At 38.6% G+C, this 14,260-nt stretch carries 13 protein-coding genes and 3 tRNA genes; 10 read left to right on the forward strand and 6 right to left on the reverse strand.

Annotation, left to right across the window (positions count from 1 at the left end; all coding sequences use genetic code 11):
• Positions 1-75: 75 nt before the first annotated feature.
• From V6260_RS16895 to V6260_RS16905, 3 genes are all read right to left on the reverse strand, one after another.
• Positions 76-152 (reverse strand) — tRNA-Asn (locus tag V6260_RS16895).
• A 21-nt stretch (positions 153-173) separates the two neighbouring features.
• A tRNA-Asn gene (locus V6260_RS16900) sits at positions 174-250 on the reverse strand.
• Positions 251-271: 21 nt separating this feature from the next.
• Positions 272-348, reverse strand: a tRNA-Asn gene (locus tag V6260_RS16905).
• 1,060 nt (positions 349-1,408) lie between these two features.
• Here V6260_RS16905 and V6260_RS16910 point away from each other — a divergent pair.
• The 5 genes from V6260_RS16910 to V6260_RS16930 all read left to right on the forward strand — a co-directional run bounded on the left by V6260_RS16910 (position 1,409) and on the right by V6260_RS16930 (position 7,519).
• Positions 1,409-2,788, forward strand: a complete 1,380-nt coding sequence (locus tag V6260_RS16910) for an MATE family efflux transporter (protein WP_341595289.1) — start codon at positions 1,409-1,411, stop codon at positions 2,786-2,788.
• Positions 2,785-4,779, forward strand: coding sequence for an excinuclease ABC subunit UvrB (uvrB, locus tag V6260_RS16915; protein ID WP_341595291.1), 1,995 nt, complete (start codon positions 2,785-2,787; stop codon positions 4,777-4,779). Before V6260_RS16910 ends, uvrB begins: the two co-directional genes overlap by 4 nt.
• Before the next feature lie 2 nt (positions 4,780-4,781).
• Positions 4,782-5,720, forward strand: coding sequence for a class I SAM-dependent methyltransferase (locus V6260_RS16920; RefSeq protein ID WP_341595293.1), 939 nt, complete (start codon positions 4,782-4,784; stop codon positions 5,718-5,720).
• On the forward strand, positions 5,721-6,401 hold the full coding sequence (locus tag V6260_RS16925; protein ID WP_341595295.1) for a tRNA (adenine(22)-N(1))-methyltransferase: 681 nt from the start codon (positions 5,721-5,723) through the stop codon (positions 6,399-6,401). It abuts the gene before it with no gap.
• Between the two features lie 101 nt (positions 6,402-6,502).
• Positions 6,503-7,519, forward strand: coding sequence for a hypothetical protein (locus V6260_RS16930; RefSeq protein ID WP_341595297.1), 1,017 nt, complete (start codon positions 6,503-6,505; stop codon positions 7,517-7,519).
• Here the strand turns inward: V6260_RS16930 and V6260_RS16935 are convergent.
• Positions 7,516-7,758, reverse strand: coding sequence for a hypothetical protein (locus V6260_RS16935; protein WP_341595298.1), 243 nt, complete (start codon positions 7,756-7,758; stop codon positions 7,516-7,518). The genes V6260_RS16930 and V6260_RS16935 overlap by 4 nt on opposite strands.
• 343 nt (positions 7,759-8,101) lie before the next feature.
• On the opposite strand from V6260_RS16935, the gene V6260_RS16940 reads away from it, so the two are divergent.
• Positions 8,102-8,551 (forward strand): isoprenylcysteine carboxylmethyltransferase family protein, encoded by a 450-nt coding sequence (locus tag V6260_RS16940; protein WP_341595301.1) that lies wholly within the window; start codon positions 8,102-8,104, stop codon positions 8,549-8,551.
• 76 nt (positions 8,552-8,627) lie between these two features.
• Here V6260_RS16940 and queC read toward each other — a convergent pair whose 3' ends face one another.
• Entirely contained in the window at positions 8,628-9,284 is a 657-nt protein-coding gene (gene queC / locus V6260_RS16945) for a 7-cyano-7-deazaguanine synthase QueC (RefSeq protein ID WP_341595303.1), read from the reverse strand.
• Between the two features lie 144 nt (positions 9,285-9,428).
• On the opposite strand from queC, the gene queE reads away from it, so the two are divergent.
• The 4 genes from queE (at position 9,429) to V6260_RS16965 (ending at position 13,548) form a co-directional block, all read left to right on the forward strand.
• Positions 9,429-10,094: a 7-carboxy-7-deazaguanine synthase QueE gene (gene queE / locus V6260_RS16950; RefSeq protein WP_341595352.1), complete on the forward strand. Its 666-nt coding sequence runs from the start codon at positions 9,429-9,431 to the stop codon at positions 10,092-10,094.
• Positions 10,095-10,334: 240 nt separating this feature from the next.
• Positions 10,335-11,078 carry a class I SAM-dependent DNA methyltransferase gene (locus V6260_RS16955; RefSeq protein WP_024604945.1) on the forward strand — a complete coding sequence of 248 codons (744 nt, stop codon included), beginning with the start codon at positions 10,335-10,337 and terminating at the stop codon, positions 11,076-11,078.
• A 249-nt stretch (positions 11,079-11,327) separates the two neighbouring features.
• The gene (locus V6260_RS16960) at positions 11,328-12,962 is read left to right on the forward strand and encodes a hypothetical protein (protein WP_341595308.1); all 1,635 of its coding nucleotides are present in this window, start codon (positions 11,328-11,330) and stop codon (positions 12,960-12,962) included.
• A 67-nt stretch (positions 12,963-13,029) separates the two neighbouring features.
• Positions 13,030-13,548, forward strand: coding sequence for a GNAT family protein (locus V6260_RS16965; protein ID WP_341595310.1), 519 nt, complete (start codon positions 13,030-13,032; stop codon positions 13,546-13,548).
• 226 nt (positions 13,549-13,774) lie between these two features.
• On the opposite strand, the gene bcp is transcribed toward V6260_RS16965, so the two are convergent.
• A complete protein-coding gene (gene bcp, locus V6260_RS16970) occupies positions 13,775-14,254 on the reverse strand; it encodes a thioredoxin-dependent thiol peroxidase (protein ID WP_341595312.1) in 480 nt (159 codons plus the stop codon).
• Positions 14,255-14,260: the final 6 nt, after the last annotated feature.

Raw genomic sequence — 14,260 nt, forward strand, 5'->3', positions numbered from 1 at the left:
CGGGGGACCTGCGGATTAACAGTCCGTCGCTCTAACCAACTGAGCTAAGGGGGAATCGTTTATGGTTGAAAAACTTGGCTCCCCCTCCCCGACTCGAACGGGGGACCTGCGGATTAACAGTCCGTCGCTCTAACCAACTGAGCTAAGGGGGAATCGTTTATGGTTGAAAAACTTGGCTCCCCCTCCCCGACTCGAACGGGGGACCTGCGGATTAACAGTCCGTCGCTCTAACCAACTGAGCTAAGGGGGAATCGTTTATGGTTGAAAAACTTGGCTCCCCCTCCCCGACTCGAACGGGGGACCTGCGGATTAACAGTCCGTCGCTCTAACCAACTGAGCTAAGGGGGAAGCGTCTTGCCTTTCAACGGGGCGAAATATTAATGATGGAGCCGCAAAGTGTCAACATATAAAAGATATAAATTTAAAAAAGAGGTTTATTCGTTGTTTTTATGTTCGATCTGCGTGTTTTATAGCTTTATTTACAGTTATTTTTTTATGGATTTTATAACATCTACACGTTTTTATTCGCGTTTTGATGTTTTGGTTTATTAAATTAGTTAAATTAAACACGTAATTAAAGTGGCTTATATATGAAAAACAAATCAAAAACATAAAAACGCATTTTTGCTTTCAGATATTTTTATTTTTTATTTACTCTTACTAATTTTATTTTCTAAATCTATTTAAAGGCACATAGCTACAAAAAGATTGTTTGCTATGAGTAGTAACTTTAATTTTATTTATAAATAGAGAAGCAGCTAGTGTCGCTCAAAAATAGTACATTCAATAACTTGGCTTTTTTTTAGTGTTTTCACATAGGCTAGCGAAACGCTCCGCTGAGAAGAAAACCAGTGGGTGATTGTTTTTAGGTCGAGTCGCTAAAAATGTTATAAAACGAAAGTACGTAGTATGTAATAACTGATTGAAAATTACAGCTCTCTAAAAGCCTTTATAAATGCGGCTTTGAATGAGTTATCCACGGTTTCTGTGGATAACTCTGTTTATGAAACTTTAAGAACAGCATCGGCACCAATGTTTCCGAGTGCTACAACGATTTCAAGCTTTTAAATCATTATTTTTTAATTTATTAAAAACAGTACGTTGTGATTTGCAAACCAAAAGACGTAACTCGATGAAGGAATTTTTTCGTAACAATTAGTCAACTCCATACTTTGTGCAAAAAAACGCCAGATGTGACGGGTGATTTGTAATAAAAGTTATAAAAATGTAGTTTAATTGTTTTTTGGTGCACTTAGGCTCTATTTTGACAAAAAGATATAAAAGTTAAGCTTTACTATTTTTTAGCATCTTTACTTTTTTGATTATATCAATTGTATTGATAAATCCGTGGCTTGAACTGCTTTGATGCTTTAAAATGGTTATTCAGTAAAAGAGGCCTATTTATTTCATGCGCGCAATTTCAAAAAACCAGACTCGCCCAGATTTACTAAATGACCCCATATTGCCTACATTAAAGACCATGACCATTCCGATGATATTCGGCATGATTACGTTAATGATGTTCAATATTGTAGATACATTCTTTATTAGCTTGCTCGGTACTGAGCCACTTGCTGCGGTTAGCTTTACATTCCCGGTTACTTTCACCGTAATTAGCTTAGCAATAGGGTTAGGAATTGGCACTTCGGCAGTGATTGCTAAAGCACTAGGTAGTAATAAAATAGATGAAGCACGGTTTGATGCCAGTATATCTTTAATGGCTGGTGTGGTTTTGGTTCTTGTGTTGTCATCGATTGGGTACGTACTTATTGACCCAATATTTACTTTACTTGGCGCAGGTTCGCAGGTACTGCCGCTTATTCATGAATACATGAATATTTGGTTTATAGGTAGTGTGTTTTTAATTACCCCAATGATCGGAAACTCAGTGTTACGTGCCAGTGGTGATACAAAAACACCGAGTATTGTAATGGGTGGAGCAGGGCTTATAAATGCGGTGCTTGATCCTATACTTATATTTGGTTTTGGTCCTGTTCCGGCACTGGGTATTGAAGGCGCGGCCATTGCAAGTGTGGTTGCATGGTCGGTGGCTGTGGTTATTATTTTATACATTTTAGCCATTAAAAAACGTTTGCTTAGCTTAAAAGCAGGCAACCAAACGGTTATTGGTGCTATTCGTAAAATTTTGAAAATAGGCTTACCGGCTGCGGGCGCCAATATGCTAACACCTGTTGCAATGGCAGTGATGACCGCTATGGTTGCATACCATGGTCCAGAAGCCGTCGCTGCATTTGGAGTAGGAAGCCGGATAGAATCTATTGCGAGTATATTGGTGCTTGCGTTATCTATGACATTACCGCCATTTGTTAGCCAAAACTTTGGAGCGGGCAAATTGTGCCGGGTTAAAGAAGCCTACACAGGCACATTAAAATTTGTGCTGGTATGGCAATTTGCCATTTATGTATTACTAATTGCATTTTCAGGCGTTATAAGCCAGCTATTTGGTAAGGAACAAGCCGTTATAGATGTAATTAAACTATTTATTTATACAATCCCGCTAAGTTATGGCTTACAAGGGGTGATCATATTATCTAATTCATCGTTTAATGCATTACACAAGCCAATGAATGCGTTGGTACTAAGTGTTATTCGTTTATTTATATTTTATGTACCATTTGCTTATGTAGGCAACGAAATAGCCGGATTATTGGGGCTATTTATTGGCGCTGCATTAGGTAATTTATTTACAGCAATGGTCGCGTATAAATGGTTTATGAAAGAACTAGAAACGCTGAGCGGCAAATCGTTACAGGAGTGCAACAATTGAGCGATCATTTTCAACTAGTATCACAGTTTAAGCCCGCAGGTGATCAACCTACGGCTATCAAACAACTTGAAGAAGGTTTAGAAGCAGGGCTTGCGCATCAAACACTATTAGGCGCTACAGGTACTGGTAAAACGTTTACTATGGCCAATATTATTAGCGATTTAAATCGCCCAACAATAATAATGGCACATAACAAAACACTGGCTGCGCAGCTTTACGGAGAAATGAAAGAGTTTTTTCCTAATAACGCGGTTGAGTACTTTGTATCGTATTACGATTACTACCAGCCAGAGGCATATGTTGTTTCAAGCGATACGTTTATAGAAAAAGATGCATCAATCAATGAGCACATAGAGCAAATGCGTTTAAGTGCCACTAAAGCACTGCTTGAACGACGCGATACTATTATTGTTGCCTCGGTTTCGGCTATTTATGGCTTGGGCGATCCGCAGTCATACATGAAAATGATGCTGCTTTTAAAAGTGGGTGAAAAAGTAGACCAACGCGATATGCTCCGCCGCCTTGCAGAAATTCAGTATACCCGTAACGATATAGATTTTGGCCGTGGTACTTACCGAGTACGCGGTGAAGTCGTTGATATATTCCCCGCTGAATCAGATACATTTGCTGTACGGGTAGAAATGTTTGATGACGAAATAGAGCGCCTAAGTATTTTTGACCCTCTTACAGGCGCAATTGAAAAACACATAGTACGCGCTACTATTTACCCAAAAACACACTACGTGACCCCGCGGGATAAAATTCTTGGCGCCATAGAAAAAATAAAAGAAGAGCTAAAAGAGCGACGTGCACAGTTACTTAGTGTAAATAAATTAGTAGAAGAGCAGCGCGTAGCGCAGCGCACTCAATATGATATAGAAATGATGACCGAGCTTGGTTATTGCTCAGGTATAGAAAACTACAGCCGCTACTTATCAGGGCGCACACCGGGCGATCCGCCGCCAACACTACTTGATTACCTGCCTGATGATGCATTAATGATTATTGATGAATCACACGTTACCGTATCGCAAATTGGTGCCATGTATAAAGGCGATAGAAGCCGTAAAGAAAACTTGGTTGAATATGGCTTTAGAATGCCATCGGCTATGGATAACCGCCCACTAAGGTTTGAAGAGTTTGAAGCTATAGCACCGCAAACTATTTATGTATCGGCAACGCCTGGCGACTTTGAGCTTGAGCGCAGCGCAGGCGAAGTAGCAGAGCAAGTTATTCGTCCAACTGGATTATTAGACCCATTGATAGAAGTACGCCCTGTAGGCGATCAGGTTGATGATTTACTCTCAGAAATATACAAAAGTGTAGAAAAAGGTGAGCGCGTACTGGTAACAACACTTACCAAGCGTATGTCTGAGGATTTAACCGACTACTTAAGCGAGCATAATGTAAAAGTACGTTACCTTCATTCAGACATAGACACCGTTGAGCGCGTAGAAATAATACGCGATTTACGAGCGGGTGTGTTTGATGTGTTAGTAGGCATTAACTTATTACGAGAAGGCCTAGATATGCCAGAAGTAGCCTTAGTTGCCATACTTGATGCAGATAAAGAAGGCTTTTTACGCTCAGCGCGCTCACTTATTCAAACCATTGGCCGTGCTGCTCGTCACTTAGATGGACGTGCAATTTTATATGGCGATAAAGTAACTAAATCTATGGCCAAAGCCATTGAGGAAACAGAGCGTAGACGCGAAATACAGCACGCTTACAATATCGAGCACGGAATTGAGCCTCAAGCACTTATTAAAAAAATCACCGATATTATGGATGTTGGCGAGGAGGCTGAGCCTAAAGACAACCTTAAACTTATTCGTAAAGAGTCTAAGAAGGTACTTAGCGCGAAAGAAATTGCCGTACAAATTAAGCAGCTTGAAACCAAAATGCATGCCTATGCAAGCGATTTAGAATTTGAAAAAGCGGGCTCTGTTCGCGATGAAATACACGAACTACAACAACAGTTGATTAATTAAAAATGACAGCAAACTTTACTCCCCTTATCACAGCGCTTGAAGATGCGCCTATTTTAAATAATGAACTGTGTCGTGTTTTTCACGGGCGAGGTCACAGCGTAGAAGCGCTAAGCCATATTAATTTAGACTTTTACCCGCCTAGTTTATTTTTAGTATCGTACGACGAAATAGACGAAGTCACATTAAACCAGCTCACCAATACACTTTGGCAGTGGGCACAGCAGCATCAACCTGAGCTTATTACATCGCTTGTATATCAACAGCGAGCTGGCGTGCAAAGCCAAAATACGGTGGTTTATGGGCAATTGCCTAATCAGCATGTTGTAAGTGAAAACGGCATTAAGTTTTTAGTTGATTTACAAAGCCGTCAAAATACCGGGATATTTCCTGATATGCGCAGCGGCCGTGAATTTGTTGCTGCCAATAGTAAGCATGCAAAAGTACTTAATTTGTTTTCGTATACATGTGGGTTTTCGCTTGCGGCTATGCAAGGCGGGGCAGATCATGTGATGAACATGGATATGAGCAAAGGTGTACTTAAAGTCGGTAAGCAAAACCATCAATTAAATGGTTTTGAGCGCGGCGTTAGTTTTTTACCTCATGATATTTTAAAATCTTTTGGCAAATTAAAAAAAGCAGCCCCGTTTGATTTAATTATTGTTGATCCGCCAAGCTTTCAAAAAGGCAGCTTTATTCTTACTAAAGATTATCAAAAAGTATTGCGCAGATTACCTGAGCTACTTTGCGATACAACTCAACTTTTATTGTGCGCTAATAGCCCTGAACTTAGCGAAGAAGACTTTAAAGCATTAATAAACGAGCACACTCAAGGCGCAATAGAATTTGTAGAGCGCCTTGCCCCGACAGCACGTTTTATTGAAGTTGATAGCAATAAAAGCTTAAAAGCACTGATATACAAAACGTCACAATCAGCTGATTAAATGAAGCTCAGCAAACGCCTAACTGCCATTGATACTTTAATTTCGCAGCATCACGATATTATTTGGGATTGCTGCTGCGATCATGGTTATTTAGGCATGGCGTTATTAAAACGTGCAGCGGCAAAACAAGTCATATTTGTTGATATAGTCGCCACTTTAATGGACGATTTAAGTGCGCAATTATCATCTATTAATAAATTACAAAAAACCTGTGATAAAAAACCGCAGTGGCAGGTCTTATGTCAGGATGTAGGCAAAATTGAAATTGCCAAAAATAAAAGCCAAGTAGTTGTAATAGCAGGTGTTGGCGGTGAGTTGTTATTACGTTTAATGCAGCAAATTATTGCTAATAATGCGTTAGGTAATCTTGAGCATGTGCGCTTTATTTTATGCCCTGTGCATCATACTTATAAATTGCGAGTGGGTTTAAAAGTACTTGGTTTAGGCCTTATAAGTGAGCAAATAGTTTACGATAATAAGCGCTTTTACGAGGTTATTGAAGTTAGCGTTAATAGCCATAACGAAATTAGCAATACAGGGCAAAGCATGTGGCAACTTAATCATGCACAGCACCAAGCTTACAAGCAGCAACTAATAAATCATTATAATAAAATGCTTAATAAAGATGCAGTTTATTATCAAAAAGTTATAACAGACTATCAAAGGCTCAGTGATAGTTAAAAAAGCCTTAAAGTGGGGCGTACATGTGATCTAATTACGACATTGACGACGTAATATGTTCATAGTTTATATCGCAATGCGCGAGTTTATTTGGTTTATTTATGTCAGATAACAAGAGTCACATTAATCACTTACTCAGTGATGAGCAAAAATGGCAACACAGTTATGAGCAACCTATTTCATATGCTCCTTTAGTGCAATTAGCTAATAGTAATTGGATAGTACCCCAGCATTTTTTACGCTACAAGCATACGCTTAAAAGCGTAAATGAAGTACTTGAAAACATTGATTTTTCGGCTCACTTTAGAGTGCTTGCTGCACAAAAAGATGAACAAATTTATCTACAAGTGGCAGTGCTAAGCCCTGACAATTACAAAACAAGTAGCTACCCAGGTGATAGTAAATCTAAAAAACTATTATTTGGTAGACGCTGGCTTGTTGAAGAAAACTTACCTACTTCTGAGCTAATACAAACTGCTTTTTTAGCGCTTAAAATAGCGCGTGAGCACGAAGTAAGAGAGCTTTTTCAGTTAACGCAACACGATGCAACGAGTACACCTTTTAATAATCATCACGATTTACCTGTTATGGCGCAAAATCCAGAGCTTGTGAAAGGAAGCTGTTCAAACACATCGGTTAATGAGTTACTAAAACGTATTGTGTTTGCAGGTACAAACGTTACATTACAAGGTCATCAGCAAATAGCAGAGCAACACCTATACGCCGTTGAACTATTATGTAACGACTGCCAATTAAGTGAATTTAATAATAAAACGATTTCGTTTTTAACGGCTGACTCGTCAACTAATAGCTTTTTACATGGGTTTATTGCAGCCCTTGTTGCGACAAGCAATGAATACGTAAATGAGCAATTTAAATACAAAGGCTTTGCCCGATTTAGCAAACATGTAAATGTTGAGCAAATAGGTGAGCTTAGCATTGCTATGCGCTCGCCAAAGACCGTTGCACTGTGTTCGATGGGTAAGCAACATGCTAATCAGTTAAATTTTGAGATAGACAGCTCTCGTGCGCCACAAGGCTGCGGGCAAGCTATAGATGGCTTTTTAGCTGCTCATGGTATAGAGCAGCCAGAAAACGCCCATTTATATAGTTTTTAAAGGCGGTTAATCTCTTCTTTAGTGGTGTAGCTTGAGTCTGTTACTATGGCCTCAAGCGTTTGCACACGCTCTTTTAAAGCAACCATTTGTGCGCTTACTTCGGCAAGCTGTTTGTTTGCGTCTTGATTGTTATCTTGCATTTTATGCTTAAACTCTAAATGTTTTTTATACATATCGTAAATAACCCCAGAGCCAACCGAAATAAGCACAATAAGTACTATCATAGTAGTGCCTGACATAACCACTTCCTTTTATATTCATCGCTTTAGTTGTGTAAAGTATAACCGCATTTTAGAGTGGTTAAACCTGACAATTGTAACTTTATTTGTCTGAGCGTATCACCCCGTGTTCATCATTTATACACTTAAGCTGTTGTTAAATGGTTAAAGAGTCACCATTAAAGTAATTAACTTGAACGGTGAATAATAAATCTATTTCGAACAGTTATCTTAAGCGCTAATTGCATGGAGTTTACTTGCAATAGGCTAGTTATTGACGCGTAGATTCGCCTTGTTTTCACTGAAAACCTTTTAGCCTGCGTTAAGGTTAATTACATTTTTATAAATAATACAGTGAGTTGCTATGTTAAATAATAAAATCCCTCCGGTTATTGTTGTACTATTTTTTGCAGGCATTATGGCGTTAATTGCGCACTATAGTGTTATTGATTTTACAGCGTTTATTACCTATTTAGCAGCAAGCCTGCTAATCATTGGCTGTGTTTTTTGTATTGCAGGGGTGGTGAGTTTTAAACTTGCGCGCACTACGGTAAACCCCAATAAGCCTGAGCAAGCATCAAAACTCGTAACCAGTGGTATTTATAAAATTTCACGCAACCCTATGTATGTTGGCTTTGCGTTTATTTTAGCAGGGTGGGGTATATGGCTGAGTTCGCTGTGGGCGCTTTTATGTATTATTGGCTTTGTCGTGTATTTAACGCTTTTTCAAATAATTCCCGAGGAGCGGGCGCTTACTAAATTATTTGGTGCAGAATTTACTGAATATAAAAACAAAGTTAAACGTTGGCTTTAACTTTTAGCAATAACAAAAAAGGCTTTCGTGATGATAGCCTTTTTTCGTTTAGCGCTAAAGTGTTAATAAATTAGCGTTATTCGTATTCAAGTGGGTCGATAACGTTATTCAGTTTAAAAGCTTCTAAACGTTCTTGGCAAGCGCCACATTTACCACAGGCTTTTTCACGGCCGTTATAACATGTCCATGTTTGGCTGTAGTCTAAGCCCATTTTTATACCGTCAGTTAAAATATCAATTTTGGTATTATTTAAGTACGGGCTAAAAATCTCCACTGCATCGTAGTTTGCAATACGACATACATCATCCATTTTTTGCACAAATTCAGGACGGCAATCGGGGTAAATAGCATGATCACCAGAATGAGCACCATAATAAACCTGGCTTGCTTTTAGTGATACCGCGTAACCAACTGCAAGCGAGAGCAAAATCATATTACGATTTGGCACAATCGTGCTCTTCATGCTCTCTTCTTCGTAATGGCCTTCAGGGACTTCAATATCATCAGTCAATGATGAGCCACCGATAAGTTGGTTAATTGCCGAAATATCCACAATTTTATGCGGAACGTTAAGCTTTTCACATACTTGCGCAGCCACTTTAAGCTCTTTTACATGACGCTGACCATAGTCAAATGAAAGGGCATATACATCATGGCCTTGTTGCAGGGCTTTATTTAATACGGTAAATGAGTCCATACCGCCGGAATAAATAACAACTACTTTTTGCGTCATATCTGTTTTGCTCTTAGTTTTAATAGAGGTTTATATCAGGGCGCGATATACTACACGGCCGCAGCTTAAATAACAATTTTTGCACAGCGCTTTTTCGTCTTTAATAGTAGCAATTTGGCTACTAGGTAGTAAGTGAGATCTCTTTTGTACAAAATTAATGAAGTGTTTGAAACCATTCAAGGTGAAGCAAGTTTTACTGGCACACCCTCAATATTTTTGCGCCTGCAAGGCTGCCCTGTAGGCTGTTCTTGGTGCGACACTAAGCAAACGTGGGATGTTGATAATGTATATAAAGTATCGCTGGATGAAACCGTAGAAAAAAAAGCCGACTCAGATCACTGGGCCGATGCCAGCGCAGAGCAAGTGCTCGAACTATTTAAATCACGTGGTTATACCGCAAAGCATGTTGTAATTACCGGCGGCGAGCCATGCATGTTCGATTTAAACCCAGTATGTAACTTATTACACGAGCACGGTTTTAGCACACAAATAGAAACCAGCGGCACGTTTGAAATACTCGCCCCAGAGCAAACCTGGGTCACGGTATCGCCAAAAATCAATATGCGGGGCGGTTATGAAGTACTTACCAGCGCCATGAAGCGCGCAAACGAAATAAAGCACCCAATAGCCATGCAAAAGCACGTAGAAGAGCTAGAAGCGTTATTTGCTAAAACAGGTGTTAATCCAAAGCTTGTTTACTTACAGCCAATTAGCCAAAAAGTATCAGCAACCAAACTTGCAATCGACACCTGTATTGCCAAAAACTGGCGCCTATCAATACAAGTACATAAGTATTTAGGAATTAGTTAAAGCGTAGCTTAAAGTTATAGTACGTATGTTGGGTAGAGCGAAGCTAAACCCAACAAATCTCCAATTCCACACCGTTTTACAACAACGCTCTATAATATTTAAATACGTAGGTCGTGTACTTAGCTCGGATAAGCGAAGCACCATCCGACAACCCTAAAACTCATATCTTCTTCGCTAATAGCCATAACTAGTTTACTATGCGCGACTTAAAAATATTCTATTACTTACCACTAGGCTTATATGTCCGCAAACGCGCTTTACACCGACCTTTCTGATTACTACGACTTAATGTGTGCAGATATTAATTATCAAGCCCAAAGTAATTCTATTCACAGGTTGCACCAAATTTTTGGTAATGGCGCAAACACCCATCTCGATTTAGCGTGTGGCACCGGCCCGCATGTACGCCACTTTATTGATAACGGCTATAAAAGTAGTGGGCTTGATTTAAACCAGCCAATGCTAGATAAAGCAAAAACTCGCTGCCCAGAAGCGCAATTTTCATTGCAAAACATGAGTGAATTTAAGGTAACCGAGCACTTGGATTTAATTACCTGCTTTTTGTATTCAATCCATTACTGCGACGGCATTAATAAGTTAAAAGAATGCCTTGCCAGTGTACACAGCGCATTAAACGTGGGTGGAATATTTTGCTTTAACACAGTTGATAAAAACAAAATCGACAGCGATTCATTTGTAGAGCACACAGCAACAAGCGAAAATAGCTTCTTCACATTTCGCTCTGGCTGGCACTACAGTGGCAGTGGTAGCAAACAGTTATTAAAACTCAGCATAGAAAAGACCACCGCAGATAAAACACTCGTATGGCACGACGAGCACCCAATGGTTGCTTTTAGTTATACCGAGCTTAAAGAAGCCTTAAAGCCGTACTTCGAAATCCACATATTTGAACATGACTACGACAAAATAACCCCATGGGCAGAGCGCTCAGGCAACGCCATTTTTGTCTGCGTAAAAATTTAAGTTAAACACTCATAAAGAAGAGATAAAAGTTTGGGTAGAGCGTAGCTAAACCCAACGAGCTCCAACGAACCTCCAATACCCACGGCCCAATAACCCCGCATTATATATTTGAAAACGTAGGTCGGATAAACGAAGCGCCATCCGACAATGTGGTTTCTGCGATAGAAATAATCATATTTATTAATTCAACATATTAACTAACCAGTTTATAGTTAAAAAAATATATTATTTATGTGGGATAAGTAAGAAATGTCAGTTGAGCTAGTTAAAGAGCAAATTCTAAGGTTCCTTTCTACTAACACTCCAGAAGTTTTAGCCATTAAAGGTGGTTGGGGAGTTGGAAAAACTTATAGCTGGCAACAGTATATCAAAGAATTTAAAACTGACTGTGTTTTACAATCATATTCCTATGTTTCGTTGTTCGGAATTAACTCTATCGATGAGCTAAAACAAGCGACCTTCTTAAATACTATTGACACTAAAAGAATTGGGGAAGCACCTAATATTAAAGGTTACTCTAAAAAGATCGCAGATTTGATAAAAGATACAAAAATTCCATACGTTAGTAAGTACGTGGGTGGTATTGGGAGTCTTATTAACTCAGTTTCCCAGTTAGCAATGAGTAACACTATAATTTGCTTTGATGACTTAGAACGCCATAGTCAGGGAATTACGATTAAAGATTTTATGGGGTTAGTCTCTTATTTAAAGGAGCAAAAAAGATGTAAAGTAGTTTTGCTCCTTAATGAAGATGCAGGGGATAGTACATTCGAAGATTACAGGAAGTACAAAGAGAAAATTGTAGACAAACAACTACATTTTGAGCCAACCGCCGAGCAGTGTTTCGATATAATGTTTACTGAAAATTTCGAGCTTAGAAATTATGTTCGTGACCGTTGCATTGAGTTAAATATTAAAAATAAAAGAGTGATTAAAAAGATAGTAGAGCACACAAAAGAGCTTTTAGTTCTGGTAAATGACTTTGATGAAAGTATCAAGAAGCAAATTATTCACTCTACTATAGTTCTTTGTTGGTCTTATTACTGCCATGGCTCTGATGAGGAACGCATTCCTGAGTTCTCCTTTGTAAACCGAAAGGGGATCAGAGATAAAAATGAAAGCATTGGCTGGACTAAAGAAAAAACAGCTAAATGGAATGTTTTTTTGAGTGCTTACAGGTATCAATACACGGATGAAATAGATTTAGCTGTGGCAAGAGGCATTGAGCAAGGCTTTGTAGACAAGGATAAGTTAATTTCTTTTTGTAAAGTGAAGCAAAAAGAGGTTGAAGTTGAAAAAGCTAGTGTTAAGTGGGATAAGGCTTGGAAGCTTTTCCACAATTCTTTTGATAATAATGAAAAAGATATTGCTTTAGCATTTGAAGAAGGAATGCGAGACATAGCCGCTAGCACTTCAGCTTCACAGTATAGCTCTGGTCTAAAAGTACTGCGTACGATTGGTGAAGATGATAAAGCCGACGAATTGATAGACTTATTTATTGATGTAAGAGGTGATGAACCCGAAGCATTCGATCCTGATAATATATTTCGCTTTGAAATAAAAGATGAGCTGTTCCTAGATAAATTGCGAGAAGCTCACCTAAAGCTTAAACCTGAACCGACGGTAGAAGACATATTAGAACTGAGGCGTGGTTCAAAATCCTACAATACGTCTGAAGTTAAGACTCTCTCGAAGCTAGATGTGGAAGAGATTTATGATTTATTTATGGGTTTTAAAGGTGAAGAGCTAACGAGTAATATTCGAGTATTCATTTTACTTGCTGGTAGCAGTAAAGAATTAAATGATAAGGTTAACGAAGCTCTAGCTAAAATTGCAAATATAAGTGAATTAAACAAGTATAGGATGGAAAAATTTAGAGTTTAATTTTTCAATGATTAATAAATTTATTTATAGGCTTTAAATCACAATCAATACTCACAAGGAAGAACACTTGCATATCCAAATTGCAGAACACATTAAATTAGCTCTTTTAGTGGAAAGCGATGCTGCGGATATTTTGAAGACTGTTAATTTAAGTCGGGCAAGTTTAGGAAAGTTTTTGCCTTGGGTAGAAGGGGTAAGCAATATTGAATCAGCTAAAAAGTACATACTCGACAGAGTAAACAGCGGGCTTGATGGTTCGCTGTGGTTTACAATTTATTATAAAGGTAATCTGAGTGGTATTTTTGCAGTTAAGTCTATTTGTCCTGAGTTGAATGTAGCGGAGCTTGGTTACTGGTTAAGTAGTGATGCACAAGGAAATGGTATTATCAGTCAAGTAATTACAAGAGTGCCAATCATACTCAAAAATACAAGCGCTAAAATAATTGAGTTTAGATGCTTAGAACAAAATGTAGCTAGCATTAAAATTGCTTTAAAATCAGGTGCAAGTTTAGTTGGTGCTATTCCAAACTTTGTATCGGTTGGTAATACACTACAACAACTTAATATATATCAAGTGGCTTTATAAATAACCCTGAATACCAGGCTCCCCAGTAATAACTTTGTCTATTTAATTACTTTTTTATCAATTTTTTCCCGCAATTATAACAATTGTTAGTTGGGAGCTTATAGCTAGAAATAGAGCACAAATGTATAGGCATAAAAAAAGCGTTGCTCTTGAGCAACGCTTTTCTGTAATTTGTCTAATAGCTGGTAGCTAATTTACCCAACCACTAGCTTATTTTGCTGTGAGCTTATTCTGCCGCTAAGTAATCCAACACCACTTGATGATGATCTTTGGTTTTAAACTTATCAAATAAGTGTTTAATTTTACCGTCTTGGCCTACTAAAAATGTAAGGCGGTGAATACCATCGTATTCTTTACCCATAAACTTTTTGTAGCCCCATACACCAAATGCTTCTGCAATGGCGTGGTCTTCATCGGCTAATAAATCGAAATTAAGCTCTTTTTTAGTTTCAAAGTTTTTAAGGCGCTTAATTGGATCTGGGCTAATACCTACAACGCGGGTGTTAAATTTAGCAAGCTGTGCTTGCTCATCGCGTAGGTTTTCGGCTTGTACAGTACAGCCCGGCGTTGACGCTCTAGGGTAAAAGTACACAAGCACCTGCTGCTCTTTTAAGAGCTCGCTTAATGTTATTGTTTCGTCGTTTTGGTTTTGTAGGCTAAAAGCGGGTGCTGTATCGCCGGCTTGCAAAGGGCTAATAATGTTCATGCTAGT

Source organism: Pseudoalteromonas aliena, assembly GCF_038155085.1.
GTDB classification, from domain to species: domain Bacteria; phylum Pseudomonadota; class Gammaproteobacteria; order Enterobacterales; family Alteromonadaceae; genus Pseudoalteromonas; species Pseudoalteromonas aliena_A.

Bases quoted from the DNA above. Each gene is read 5' to 3' on its own strand.
- V6260_RS16955 (WP_024604945.1), top strand. From the start codon at position 10,335: ATGTCCGCAAACGCGCTTTACACCGACCTTTCTGATTACTACGACTTA.
- V6260_RS16960 (WP_341595308.1), top strand. From the start codon at position 11,328: ATGTCAGTTGAGCTAGTTAAAGAGCAAATTCTAAGGTTCCTTTCTACT.
- bcp (WP_341595312.1), bottom strand. From the start codon at position 14,254: ATGAACATTATTAGCCCTTTGCAAGCCGGCGATACAGCACCCGCTTTT.
- V6260_RS16930 (WP_341595297.1), top strand. From the start codon at position 6,503: ATGTCAGATAACAAGAGTCACATTAATCACTTACTCAGTGATGAGCAA.
- V6260_RS16935 (WP_341595298.1), bottom strand. From the start codon at position 7,758: ATGTCAGGCACTACTATGATAGTACTTATTGTGCTTATTTCGGTTGGC.
- V6260_RS16920 (WP_341595293.1), top strand. From the start codon at position 4,782: ATGACAGCAAACTTTACTCCCCTTATCACAGCGCTTGAAGATGCGCCT.
- V6260_RS16910 (WP_341595289.1), top strand. From the start codon at position 1,409: ATGCGCGCAATTTCAAAAAACCAGACTCGCCCAGATTTACTAAATGAC.
- V6260_RS16940 (WP_341595301.1), top strand. From the start codon at position 8,102: ATGTTAAATAATAAAATCCCTCCGGTTATTGTTGTACTATTTTTTGCA.
- V6260_RS16925 (WP_341595295.1), top strand. From the start codon at position 5,721: ATGAAGCTCAGCAAACGCCTAACTGCCATTGATACTTTAATTTCGCAG.
- queC (WP_341595303.1), bottom strand. From the start codon at position 9,284: ATGACGCAAAAAGTAGTTGTTATTTATTCCGGCGGTATGGACTCATTT.